Origin of the sequence: Pseudomonas sp. TWI628, from assembly GCF_039673865.1 — a bacterium.
Classification (GTDB): Bacteria; Pseudomonadota; Gammaproteobacteria; order Pseudomonadales; family Pseudomonadaceae; genus Aquipseudomonas.
Window position 1 is genome coordinate 1 of the sequence record NZ_JBDJMM010000029.1, and the last position, 11,775, is coordinate 11,775.

Annotated in this window: 11 protein-coding genes; 10 read left to right on the plus strand and 1 reads right to left on the minus strand. The window is 64.1% G+C overall.

Going from position 1 to position 11,775, the window contains the following annotated elements; translation table 11 throughout:
* Positions 1-222: 222 nt before the first annotated feature.
* Positions 223-1,506, plus strand: a complete 1,284-nt coding sequence (gene cytX, locus ABE528_RS21085) for a putative hydroxymethylpyrimidine transporter CytX (RefSeq protein WP_346653979.1) — start codon at positions 223-225, stop codon at positions 1,504-1,506.
* Here the strand turns inward: cytX and ABE528_RS21090 are convergent.
* Positions 1,475-2,221, minus strand: a complete 747-nt coding sequence (locus ABE528_RS21090) for an RsiV family protein (RefSeq protein ID WP_346653980.1) — start codon at positions 2,219-2,221, stop codon at positions 1,475-1,477. The genes cytX and ABE528_RS21090 overlap by 32 nt on opposite strands.
* Positions 2,222-2,406: 185 nt before the next feature.
* Here ABE528_RS21090 and ABE528_RS21095 point away from each other — a divergent pair, with 185 nt between their 5' ends.
* From ABE528_RS21095 to ABE528_RS21135, 9 genes are all read left to right on the plus strand, one after another.
* Positions 2,407-3,024 (plus strand): NUDIX domain-containing protein, encoded by a 618-nt coding sequence (locus ABE528_RS21095; RefSeq protein WP_152958561.1) that lies wholly within the window; start codon positions 2,407-2,409, stop codon positions 3,022-3,024.
* Positions 3,015-3,467: a DUF1249 domain-containing protein gene (locus ABE528_RS21100; RefSeq protein ID WP_054887887.1), complete on the plus strand. Its 453-nt coding sequence runs from the start codon at positions 3,015-3,017 to the stop codon at positions 3,465-3,467. Before ABE528_RS21095 ends, ABE528_RS21100 begins: the two co-directional genes overlap by 10 nt.
* Positions 3,468-3,552: 85 nt before the next feature.
* Positions 3,553-4,356, plus strand: a complete 804-nt coding sequence (cpdA, locus tag ABE528_RS21105) for a 3',5'-cyclic-AMP phosphodiesterase (protein WP_346653981.1) — start codon at positions 3,553-3,555, stop codon at positions 4,354-4,356.
* A gap of 145 nt (positions 4,357-4,501) precedes the next feature.
* The gene (locus tag ABE528_RS21110) at positions 4,502-5,110 is read left to right on the plus strand and encodes a YqiA/YcfP family alpha/beta fold hydrolase (RefSeq protein WP_346653982.1); all 609 of its coding nucleotides are present in this window, start codon (positions 4,502-4,504) and stop codon (positions 5,108-5,110) included.
* Positions 5,111-5,145: 35 nt separating this feature from the next.
* Complete coding sequence (gene parE / locus ABE528_RS21115; protein ID WP_152958556.1) at positions 5,146-7,050, plus strand: DNA topoisomerase IV subunit B; 1,905 nt, start codon at positions 5,146-5,148, stop codon at positions 7,048-7,050.
* Entirely contained in the window at positions 7,047-8,033 is a 987-nt protein-coding gene (locus tag ABE528_RS21120) for an esterase-like activity of phytase family protein (RefSeq protein ID WP_346653983.1), read from the plus strand. The genes parE and ABE528_RS21120 overlap by 4 nt, the downstream gene beginning before the upstream one ends.
* The gene (locus tag ABE528_RS21125) at positions 8,030-8,548 is read left to right on the plus strand and encodes a TIGR02281 family clan AA aspartic protease (protein WP_346653984.1); all 519 of its coding nucleotides are present in this window, start codon (positions 8,030-8,032) and stop codon (positions 8,546-8,548) included. Before ABE528_RS21120 ends, ABE528_RS21125 begins: the two co-directional genes overlap by 4 nt.
* 10 nt (positions 8,549-8,558) lie before the next feature.
* The gene (gene parC, locus ABE528_RS21130) at positions 8,559-10,817 is read left to right on the plus strand and encodes a DNA topoisomerase IV subunit A (RefSeq protein WP_346653985.1); all 2,259 of its coding nucleotides are present in this window, start codon (positions 8,559-8,561) and stop codon (positions 10,815-10,817) included.
* A 175-nt stretch (positions 10,818-10,992) separates the two neighbouring features.
* Positions 10,993-11,703 (plus strand): ABC-type transport auxiliary lipoprotein family protein, encoded by a 711-nt coding sequence (locus tag ABE528_RS21135; RefSeq protein WP_346653986.1) that lies wholly within the window; start codon positions 10,993-10,995, stop codon positions 11,701-11,703.
* Positions 11,704-11,775 lie beyond the last annotated feature (72 nt).

The window sequence follows — 11,775 nt, forward strand, 5'->3', positions numbered from 1 at the left end:
GAGCACGGCATGCGCGCGCCGGCCGCGCGGTACCGCCAGGATGGCAGCCTGCTGACCCACATGGTGTAATTACACACACTGGGCGTGGCGCGAGGCGCACCGCATCGCCGGCAAGCCGGCTCCCACAGGCACGGCGCTGACCTTGAAGGCAGTGCGGGCCCTGTGGGAGCCGGCTTGCCGGCGATTGGTTTCAACCCTATTTTCTGGCGAGCGCACATCAGCATGACCACCACCAGCCCATTTTCCCCCGGCCACCCGGTCCCCACCCACCAGCGCATTTTCGGCGCCCGTGACCTGTTTTCGTTGTGGTTCTCCCTCGGCATCGGCCTGATGGTCCTGCAGGTTGGCGCCATGCTGGCCCCTGGCCTTGGCCTGGCCGGCGCGGTCCTGGCCATCGCCCTTGGCACCGGTGTCGGCGTGCTGCTGCTCGGCGCTGCCGGGGTCATCGGCAGTGATACCGGCCTGTCGGCCATGGGTACCCTGAAGCTGAGCCTGGGTAGCCATGGCGCGCGCTTGCCGGCACTGCTCAACCTGCTGCAACTGGTGGGCTGGGGCGCATTCGAGATCATCGTCATGCGCGATGCTGCCAGCCTGCTGGGTGCACGGGCGTTCGGCGAAGACAGTGCCTGGAACAGCCCGATGCTCTGGACGCTGTGCTTCGGTGGCCTGGCCACCCTGCTGGCGGTCAGCGGCCCGTTGGCGTTCGTGCGCAAGGTGCTGCGTGCCTGGGGGATCTGGCTGCTGCTGGGCGCGTGCCTGTGGCTGACCTGGAACCTGTTCGCCAAGGCCGACCTGGCTGAGCTGTGGAACCGCGCCGGGGACGGTTCGATGTCGTTGGCGGTGGGCTTCGATATCGCCATCGCCATGCCGTTGTCATGGTTGCCGCTGATCGCCGACTACTCGCGTTTCGCCCGTAACGGCAAGCATGTATTCGGCGGAACCGTCCTGGGCTACTTCATCGGCAATACCTGGCTGATGAGCCTGGGCGTGGCCTACACCCTGGCGTTTGCCGCCAGTGGCGAGGTCAATGCGCTGCTGCTGGCCCTCGCGGGCGCTGGCATGGGCATCCCACTGCTGTTGATCCTGCTGGACGAGTCGGAAAAGGCCTTTGCCGATATCCACTCGGCTGCCGTTTCCACTGGCGTGCTGTTGCCACTGAAGGTCGAGCACCTGGCCTTGGCCATTGGTGTGCTATGCACCCTGATCGCCTTGCTGGCGCCTTTGGCCCAGTACGAAAACTTCCTGTTGCTGATCGGATCGGTGTTCGCACCGCTGTTCGGCGTGGTGCTGATGGACCACTACGTGATCCGCCGCCGTCGCCTGCCGGCACAGATCGGTGGCTTGCACTGGCAGGCGCTGCTGGCCTGGGTGGTGGGTGTGGCGGCCTATCATGTGATCGCCGCCAAGGCGCCGGAGCTGGGGGCTACCCTGCCAGCACTGCTGCTGGCAGGTGGGCTGCATGGCCTGCTGAGTTTCAGCCGCGGCCGGGAAACAGCTCAGGCTTGAGCACGCCGTTCAGGCGTGGGTAAGGGATCTTCAGTTCCACGTGGCCCATGGAGTAGGGCGCAATGGCGTAGACCTCGTACTTCACCACCAGCGCGCCGTAGGTCAGGGCGATGTGCGGCGAGCGCTTGAAGGGCCAGGTCTTGACGAACTCGGCGTCCTTGTCCATGCCCACGCTGATCAGCCAGGCATGGTGCGACGCCTCCACGGTCTTCCAGAAGGTCTCCTCCTGGCCGGGCAGCAGCATGTCTTGCAGGGTCAGTACCTTGTCCTGCTTGCGCGAGTAGTTGATGAAGCCGCGCCCCGGCATGCCGTGGGCGCCGCCGCTGTCGAGGTAGCTGGACAGCTCGATGATCACCAGCCCGTCATGCTGCTCGCGTACCTTGGCTTGCAGGTAGCTGCTGTTGCGTTTGTCGGCAGTGGCCAGGTATTGCTGCTCGTAGGCCTGTAGGGTGCTTGGCGCGGTGCCATGCTGATTGTCTTCGGTCAGCTGCAGCAGGCGTTTTTCGACGATGGCATCGAGCTTGGGCTGGGCCGGGAAGTGCACGGTGTCGATGTTCACCAGCGGGCAGTCGCTGGCGCTGCAGCCGGGCTTGACGTGCTCCCAGGCATCACGCTTGACCTCCAGCGGGGTCCGGTAATTGGGTGCGAACAGGCTCTGGCAGGCGCCCAGAGCGAGTGCCAGCACGGCCACGGAAGTCAGTTTGACAAGTGTCATGGTGATCCTTGCAGAACAGGGAAAAGTCGGCCTTTGACCGTCTGCGCGGCCTTCAGTTCGCCACTAAGCTAACAGAGTGAAGACGTGCTGTCCCGAGTGCGCGAACGGTTGCCGGAAAGGGGTGAAACGGGCAACCGTGCAGAGTAGGATGGCGCGATGCGGTAATTGAGGTCATGAGGGTTTCCATGTCAGACACGTTGAATTCGGTGCCCAAGGCGGTCGAGATCGTCAAGCGGGCCAACTGCTTCAAGGGCTTCTACAAGCTCGACAAGGTGCAGCTGCGCCATGAACTGTTCGCGGGTGGCATGAGCCGTGAGATCAGCCGTGAGCTGTTCGTGCGTCACGATGCGGTCTGTGTGCTGCCGTATGACCCACTGCGTGATGAGGTGGTATTGATCGAGCAGTTCCGTGTCGGTGCCGTGGGCAAAATCGACAACCCTTGGCTGATCGAGATGGTCGCCGGGCTGATCGACAGGGAAGAAGAGCTGGAAAACGTCGCGCATCGTGAAGCCGAGGAAGAAGCCGGGCTGAGCATAGGGGCCTTGTGGCCGATTACCCGCTACTTCCCTTCGCCCGGCGGCAGTGACGAGTACGTGCACCTGTACCTCGGCCGCTGCAGCAGTGAAGGCGCGGGTGGCCTGCATGGCCTGGAAGAAGAGGGCGAGGACATCCGTGTGCGCGTGTGGTCGTTCGACGATGCAATGCAGGCAGTGCGCGATGGTCAAATCTGCAACGCGGCGACCATCATCAGCCTGCAGTGGCTGGCGCTGAACAAAGATGAAATTCGAGGTATGTGGAAGTGAATCTCTTGCGTGAGCGATATCGGGTCGATCTGGCCGGGCTGCAAGCAGCCTGCGAGGCCAACTATGCCCGGCTCATGCGCCTGCTGCCCGATATGCGCACCACCCAGAGTTCGCGGCGCATCGGCATGACCCAGGGCGACCAGATGCTGGGCGTGCTGGTGCTCGATGTGCTGCTGGCCTGCCCGTACACCACCACCTTGCGGGTGCGCCAGGAGCACAGCCTGCCCTGGCTGCCGGTGCCGCACCTGGAGGTGCAGGTGTATCACGATGCGCGCATGGCCGAAGTGATCAGCGCCGAGCATACCCGCCGCCTGCGCAGCATCTACCCGTACCCCAACGAAGCCATGCATCAGCCGGACGAGAAGGCGCAGCTCAATCTGTTCCTCGGCGAATGGCTCAGCCATTGCCTGGCCTGCGGCCATGAACTGGCAAGTGTGCGCTGAATTGTGACCTGGGTCGGTTTCGAGTGTTTGCTCGCAGCCGTTCCAGCGCCATAATTCGTGCAGTACCCGTTCGAGGAGACGGCCGTTGCCGCACCCAGACCCTTCCCCTGCGCCCGTGCATGTGGTGCAACTGACCGACGCCCACCTGTTCGCCGATCCGGCGGGCACCTTGCTGGGCCTCAATACCCGTGACAGCCTGCGCCATGTGGTGGCTCAGGTCGGTCGTGAGCAGCCGCGTGTCGACTTGCTGCTATGCACCGGCGATCTGTCCCAGGATGGCAGTGTCGCGTCTTATGAAGCCTTCCGTCAGGTGACCCGGGAAATGCCTGTGCTGACCCGCTGGTTGCCGGGCAACCATGATGAAGCCAAGGTCATGGTTGAAGTTGCACCAGAGCTGGTGCAGTCGGTGACCGACATCGGAAGCTGGCGCGTGGTCATGCTCAACACGGCGGTACCGGGTGCTACCCATGGGCTGCTCGAGCGGGACCAGCTGTCGGCGCTCGATGACGCCCTGGCCTCGGCCGGCGCGCGCCATTGCCTGGTGTGCTGCCATCATCAGCCGGTGGATATCGGCTGCGCCTGGATCGCCCCGATCGGCCTACGCAATGCCGATGAACTGTTGCAGCGGTTGCGTGGTTATCCACAGGTGAAGGCGTTGCTCTGGGGGCACATTCACCAGGAGTGGGATGAGCTGCGCGAGGGTTTGCGCCTGCTGGCCACGCCGTCGACCTGCATCCAGTTCGCAGCGGGCAGCGAGGACTTCAAGGTCAGCGATGAGCAGCCGGGATATCGCTGGTTGCGCCTGCATGCCGATGGGCAGCTGGAGACTGGGGTAGAGCGGGCCGCTGATTTTGAAGTGACGCTCGACTTCAATAGCGCGGGATATTGAAGATACCGGGGCTGCTGCGCAGCCCGGCTCTTTGAAGAAATTGTTGCGAAATTGGCCATCCGGCGCCAAAACCCGGCTAACGCGCTACACTGCGCGTCCCTGCGCCCACTCGATCGGGTGCAAAGCCACAGATTCCGGGGGCAGCATGTCGGGTTCCATCCTCTATATCCATGGCTTCAACAGCTCGCCGCTTTCCACCAAGGCACGCCAGCTCGTGGCAGTCATGCAGCAAATCGGCCTGTCGCAGCAGTTGCGCGTCCCGGACTTGCACCACCATCCACGTCAAGCCATGGTCCAGCTCGAAGCGGCCATCGCCGAGCTTGGCGCGCCCCTGCTGGTCGGCAGTTCGCTCGGCGGCTACTATGCCACCCATCTGGCCGAGCGCCATGGGCTGAAAGCCCTGCTGGTCAACCCGGCAGTCACCCCGCACAAGCGCTTCGACGGTTATCTGGGTTCCCAGCGCAACCACTACACTGGCGAGACGTGGGAATTGACCCTGGACCATGTGCAGGCCCTGGCCGAACTGGAAGTGCCGGCGCCGACCGACCCATGCCGCTATCAAGTGTGGCTGCAGACCGCCGATGAAACCCTGGACTACCGCCACGCCGAGCACTATTACCGGGCTTGCGCCCTGCGCATCCAGGCCGGTGGCGACCACAGCTTCCAGGGCTTTGCCGAGCAGCTGCCTGGCCTGCTGGCCTTTGCCGGTATTGCCCGGCAGCAGTATGCGGCGCTCGATTTTTCTGTATTTTGATCTTTTTGCATTCACCAGACTGACGACGAGAATCCATGGCCAATCCCAGCGCTAGCGCCTATAACGCAGACGCCATCGAAGTCCTCTCCGGCCTCGACCCGGTGCGTAAACGCCCAGGTATGTACACCGATACCAGCCGGCCTAACCACCTGGCCCAGGAAGTCATCGACAACAGCGTCGACGAAGCCCTGGCCGGCCATGCCCGCTCGGTGCAGGTCATCCTCCACGCCGATCATTCGCTGGAAGTCAGCGACGATGGCCGTGGCATGCCGGTGGATATCCATCCTGAAGAGGGCGTGTCGGGTGTCGAGCTGATCCTCACCAAGCTGCACGCCGGCGGCAAGTTCTCCAACAAGAACTACCAGTTCTCCGGCGGCCTGCACGGCGTGGGTATTTCGGTGGTCAACGCCCTGTCGACCCAGGTGCGCGTGCGCGTCAAACGTGACGGCAACGAGTACCAGATGACCTTTGCCGATGGCTTCAAGGCCAGCGAGCTGGAAGTGGTTGGCACGGTCGGCAAGCGCAACACCGGTACCAGCGTCTACTTCAGCCCGGACCCGAAGTATTTCGATTCGCCGAAGTTCTCCATCAGCCGCCTCAAGCACGTGCTCAAGGCCAAGGCCGTACTGTGCCCGGGCCTGCTGGTCAGCTTCGAGGACAAGGCCAGCGGCGAGAAGGTCGAGTGGCACTACGAAGATGGCTTGCGTTCCTACCTGGTCGACTCGGTCAGCGAGTTCCTGCGTCTGCCCGACGAGCCGTTCTGCGGCAGCCTGGCGGGTAACAAGGAAGCCGTCGACTGGGCCCTGCTGTGGCTGCCCGAAGGCGGAGACAGCGTTCAGGAAAGCTACGTCAACCTGATTCCCACGGCCCAGGGCGGTACCCACGTCAACGGCCTGCGCCAGGGCCTGCTCGATGCCATGCGGGAATTCTGCGAGTTCCGCAACCTGTTGCCGCGCGGCGTCAAGCTGGCGCCGGAAGACGTCTGGGAGCGCATCACCTTCGTCCTCTCGATGAAGATGCAGGAACCCCAGTTCTCCGGCCAGACCAAGGAGCGCCTGTCGTCCCGCGAGGCGGCAGCGTTCGTTTCGGGCGTGGTCAAGGATGCCTTCAGCCTGTGGCTCAACGCCCACCCCGAGCTGGGCATGCAGCTGGCGGAACTGGCCATCAGCAACGCCGGCCGTCGCCTCAAGGCGAGCAAGAAGGTCGAGCGCAAGCGCATCACCCAGGGCCCGGCGTTGCCTGGCAAACTGGCCGACTGCGCCGGGCAGGACCCAATGCGCGCCGAACTGTTCCTGGTCGAGGGTGACTCCGCCGGTGGTTCGGCCAAGCAGGCCCGTGACAAGGAATTCCAGGCCATCCTGCCGCTGCGCGGCAAGATCCTCAACACCTGGGAAGTGGATGGCGGTGAAGTCCTGGCCAGCCAGGAGGTGCACAACATCGCCGTGGCCATCGGTGTCGACCCGGGTGCGGCCGACCTGTCGCAACTGCGCTACGGCAAGATCTGCATCCTCGCCGACGCCGACTCCGACGGTTTGCACATCGCCACCTTGCTCTGCGCACTGTTCGTTCAGCACTTCCGCCCGTTGGTCGAAGCCGGCCATGTCTACGTTGCCATGCCGCCGCTGTACCGCATCGACCTGGGCAAGGAAATCTACTACGCCCTCGACGAAGCCGAGCGTGACGGCATCCTCGACCGCCTGGTGGCCGAGAAGAAGCGCGGCAAGCCGCAGGTCACCCGATTCAAGGGCCTGGGTGAAATGAACCCGCCGCAGCTGCGCGAAACCACCATGGACCCGAACACCCGGCGCCTGGTGCAGTTGACCCTGGAAGATGTCGAAGCCACCTGCGAGCTGATGGACAAGCTGTTGGCCAAGAAGCGCGCAAGTGATCGCAAGAGCTGGCTGGAAACCAAGGGGAACCTGGCTGAGGTCATGGTTTGATTCGTCTGTTGCTTGCAGCATGCCTGGCGCTGGTTGCCTTGCCGAGCCTGGCGGGCAACTGGCCGGAATTGAAGCTGGCCTCCGAGCATCCGATCGATGGCATGCGCGGCGGCAACCTGTCCGGCCTGGCCGAATGCCGGGGCGGGCTATGGGGTGTTTCCGACCGTGATGACGATCGCATTTACCGCTTCGACCAGCAGAACGCCGCCTGGCGCGCGCAGCCGCTGACCTTTACGCCACCGCCGGTGCCCGAGAGTGGCCTGCCGTGGGGGTTGAAGTCGCGTAACTGGGCGGCGTCCTACGTGCGCGGTGGCGAGCTGGACTACGAAGGCATCACCTGTGACCAGGCGGGTAACCTCTACCTGGTCAGCGAGGCCCATGCGGCAGTGCTGCAGCTACCTGCCGAGGGTGAGCCCGAGTGGTTGAAGATCGACCCGGCGATGGTGCGTCAGGCCCGTGCCAGCGGCATGCTGCTCAACTTCAATGCCCTGTTCGAGGGCCTGGCCATCAATCCGCAAGGTGACCGCCTGTGGCTGGCGGCCGAGCGCGAACGGCGCGGCCTGGTGGCCATCGAGCGCCAGCAGTCGGTATGGACTTGCGGACGCAGCTGCGTGTTGCTGAGCGAAGCCGGGGTCGAGATGCAGCCGCCTCAGATGCCCAACCCCCGGGCGCTGTCGCGCGACTTCGCCGACCTCGCCTGGTTCGAGGGCAAGTTGTTCACCCTCGAGCGCAATGCCTACCGCGTGTGCCGGCGTGATGCCACGAGCGGCAACGTCGAGCAATGCTGGTCATTCGCCGCCGAGGCACTGGTGCCGCAGCGCCGCTACGACCAGCCGTACGGCCTGGCCGAAGCGCTGGTGATCGATGCCAAGGGCGCCTGGATCGGCCTGGACAACAACAACGGTGATCGTGCCGATGGCGAAAGCCGGCCGATCGTCTGGCGCTTCGACGCGCCGCAGGGCGGCTGGAGCGCCACGCCATGAGCCAGCCACCGGGCAAACGCGCCGGCAAGCTACTGATGATGGTGGCCTGGGTGGCAGGGCTGTTCCTTGCCACGCGTTACTTTGGGCACTGGGAAAACCACGAGCGCAACCCGAATGCGCAGGTGCAGTCGTCGCATGGTGACGGTTTCATCGAATTGAGCCTGCTGAGCAATGGCCAGGGGCACTTCGTGCTGGACGGCGCGATCAACGGCCAAGTGGTGCATTTCATGCTCGACACCGGCGCCACCGACGTGGCGATCCCGGAGTCACTGGCCAAGGACCTGAACCTGCAGCACGGCAGTTCGGTGATGCTGAGCACCGCCAACGGCCGCACCGAAGGCTACCGCACCCGGCTGGATACCCTGCAGTTGGGCGATATCCACCTGCAGAACGTGCGCGCCCTGGTGGTGCCAGGCCTGGACGGGCAGACCGTGCTGCTGGGCATGAGCGCCCTGAAACAACTTGAATTTACCCAGCGCGGCGGCACCATGCTGTTGCGCCAGAACCTGAAATGACGAGGCCCGCATGAGCGACTCACTGGAACTCAGCCTGGACGGCGTCGAACGCCGCTCGCTGGCTGACTTCACCGAACAGGCCTACCTCAACTATTCCATGTACGTGATCATGGACCGGGCCTTGCCGCACATCGGCGACGGCCTGAAGCCGGTGCAGCGACGCATCGTCTATGCCATGAGCGAGTTGGGGCTCAATGCCGACGCCAAGCACAAGAAGTCTGCCCGTACCGTCGGCGACGTGCTCGGCAAGTTCCACCCCCACGGCGATTCGGCCTGCTACGAAGCCATGGTGCTGATGGCGCAGCCGTTCAGCTACCGCTATACCCTGGTCGACGGCCAGGGCAACTGGGGTGCCCCGGACGATCCGAAGTCGTTCGCCGCCATGCGTTACACCGAGGCACGCCTGTCGCGCTACTCGGAAGTGCTGCTCAGTGAAGTGGGCCAGGGCACCGTCGACTGGGTGCCGAACTTCGACGGCACCCTGGAGGAACCTGCGGTCCTGCCGGCGCGCCTGCCGAACATCCTGCTCAACGGCACCACCGGTATCGCCGTGGGCATGGCCACCGACGTGCCGCCACACAACCTGCGTGAAGTGGCCAGCGCCTGCGTGCGCCTGCTCGACGAGCCCAAGGCCACCATCGAGCAGTTGTGCGAGCACATCCAGGGCCCGGACTACCCGACCGAGGCCGAAATCATCACGCCGCGTGCGGAAATCCAGAAGATCTACGAAAGCGGCCGTGGCTCGATCCGCATGCGCGCCGTGTACCGCGTCGAGGACGGCGACGTTGTCGTCACCGCGCTGCCGCATCAGGTCTCCGGGGCCAAGGTGCTGGAGCAGATCGCCGCGCAGATGCAGGCCAAGAAGCTGCCGATGGTCGCCGACCTGCGTGACGAGTCGGACCACGAGAATCCATGCCGCATCGTCATCATCCCGCGTTCCAACCGCGTCGATGCCGATGAACTGATGCAGCACCTGTTCGCCACCACTGACCTGGAAAGCAGCTACCGGGTCAACGTCAACATCATCGGCCTCGACGGTCGCCCGCAGCTGAAGAACCTGCGTGCATTGCTGCTGGAGTGGCTGGAGTTCCGCACCCATACCGTCCGCCGCCGCCTGCAGCACCGCCTGGACAAGGTCGAGAAGCGCCTGCACCTGTTGGAAGGCTTGCTCACCGCGTTCCTCAACCTGGATGAAGTGATCCACATCATCCGCACCGAAGAGCACCCCAAGCAGGCCCTGATCGAGCGCTTCCAGCTGACCGAGATCCAGGCCGACTACATCCTCGAGACCCGCCTGCGTCAGCTGGCGCGCCTGGAAGAGATGAAGATTCGCGGCGAGCAGGACGAACTGCTCAAGGAACAGGCCAAGCTGCAGGCCCTGCTGGGCAGCGACGCCAAGCTGCGCAAGCTGGTGCGCAGCGAACTGATCAAGGACGCCGAAACCTATGGCGACGACCGCCGCTCGCCAATCGTCGAGCGCGCCGAAGCCAAGGCCCTGTCAGAAAACGAGCTGATGCCGACTGAGCCGGTCACCGTGGTGTTGTCGGAGAAGGGCTGGGTGCGCTGCGCCAAGGGCCACGACATCGACGCCACCGGCCTGTCCTACAAGGCCGGCGACGGCTTCAAGGCCGCCGCTGCCGGGCGTTCCAACCAGTTCGCCGTGTTGATCGACTCCACCGGGCGCAGTTATTCGGTGGCCGCGCATACCCTGCCATCGGCGCGGGGCCAGGGCGAACCGCTGACTGGCCGCCTGACGCCGCCGCCAGGGGCAACGTTCGAGTGCGTGCTGCTGCCAGACGATGAAGCGCTGTACGTGGTGGCCTCGGACGCCGGCTACGGCTTCGTGGTCAAGGGTGAAGACCTGCAGGCGAAGAACAAGGCTGGCAAAGGGCTGCTCAGCCTGCCTAACGGTGCCAAAGTCATGACGCCGCGCCCGGTGGCCAATCGTGAACAGGACTGGCTGGCAGCGGTGACCACAGAAGGTCGCCTGCTGGTGTTCAAGGTTTCCGACCTGCCACAGCTGGGCAAAGGCAAGGGCAACAAGATCATCGGTGTGCCCGGTGATCGGGTCGCCAGTCGTGAAGAATTTGTCACCGATCTGGCGGTGATTGCCGAGGGTGCAACCCTTGTATTGCAGGCCGGCAAGCGTACCCTCTCTCTTAAGCCAGACGACCTGGAGCACTACAAGGGCGAACGTGGCCGCCGTGGCAGCAAGCTGCCCCGCGGCTTCCAGCGGGTCGACAGCCTGCAGGTGGAAGGGCCGGCATAATCCGACGAAATGTCTGGAACGGCAATTTCAGCGCCGTTCCAGGCAGAAATGCTGGAGTCGGGCCGCTATTTCGCGGATGATAGTGCCCCTGTGGTGCCGGCGTGGCCGTGTGCCCGATTGAATCTCTATCAGTATCACTGCGGTTTGCCTGGTGGCGACCGCCTGGATGGGTTGAATGAAACTCCTGCGCCTTCCATTTGCGCTGTTGATGACGGGTTTGCTGGGACTGAGCGGGTGCAGCATGCATCAGCCGGTTGCCCTGTACCAACTCGACAGCGGTGATCCTGGCCAGCCTTCACAGAGTGCGGGCATGGCCGTGGTACTCGGCCCGGTGTCGGTAGCCGATTACCTGCAGCGCGAAACCTTCTTGCAGCGTCAGGCCGATGGCAGCCTGAGTTCGGCGACCGACGGTCGTTGGGCGGGTAGCCTGTCGGCGGACATCGATCAATTGCTGGTGCGTCAGCTGGCCTGGCGCCTGGACAGCCAGCGCGTGGTGCTGGCCCCGGCCAGCACTGGCTTCACCCCGGACGTGCAGGTGCTGCTGTCGATCACTCGCCTGGATTCGGGCAAGAACCAGCCAGCGATTCTCGATGCGCAATGGCGCCTGCTCGACCGTCGTGGCCATGTGCGTGACAACCGCATCGTTCATCTCGAGCAGCCCCACGAGGGCAGCGAGTCGTCCCAGGTTCAGGCCCAGGGGCAGTTGCTGCAGAAGCTGGCCGAACAGTTGAGCTCGGCGGTCAAGCCGCTGGCCAATCAGCCTGCGGTTGCCGAAGAGGCGCCGAAGAAGCAGGCAGCACCGGTACAGGTGAAGAAAGAGCCGGAGAAGTCGAAGATCCCGATGGCTTCGCCGATTCGTACCGATATGGAAGTCTATCGCTTCTGATCGAGCCGCCACCCACAAAAAAGCCCGCACATTCGCGGGCTTTTTTGTGGGTCTCTGAAATGGCTGGGGCGG

Coding starts and splice junctions, on each gene's coding strand:
- cytX (WP_346653979.1), top strand. CDS start 223: ATGACCACCACCAGCCCATTTTCCCCCGGCCACCCGGTCCCCACCCAC.
- ABE528_RS21090 (WP_346653980.1), bottom strand. CDS start 2,221: ATGACACTTGTCAAACTGACTTCCGTGGCCGTGCTGGCACTCGCTCTG.
- ABE528_RS21095 (WP_152958561.1), top strand. CDS start 2,407: ATGTCAGACACGTTGAATTCGGTGCCCAAGGCGGTCGAGATCGTCAAG.
- ABE528_RS21110 (WP_346653982.1), top strand. CDS start 4,502: ATGTCGGGTTCCATCCTCTATATCCATGGCTTCAACAGCTCGCCGCTT.
- parE (WP_152958556.1), top strand. CDS start 5,146: ATGGCCAATCCCAGCGCTAGCGCCTATAACGCAGACGCCATCGAAGTC.
- ABE528_RS21125 (WP_346653984.1), top strand. CDS start 8,030: ATGAGCCAGCCACCGGGCAAACGCGCCGGCAAGCTACTGATGATGGTG.
- parC (WP_346653985.1), top strand. CDS start 8,559: ATGAGCGACTCACTGGAACTCAGCCTGGACGGCGTCGAACGCCGCTCG.
- ABE528_RS21135 (WP_346653986.1), top strand. CDS start 10,993: ATGAAACTCCTGCGCCTTCCATTTGCGCTGTTGATGACGGGTTTGCTG.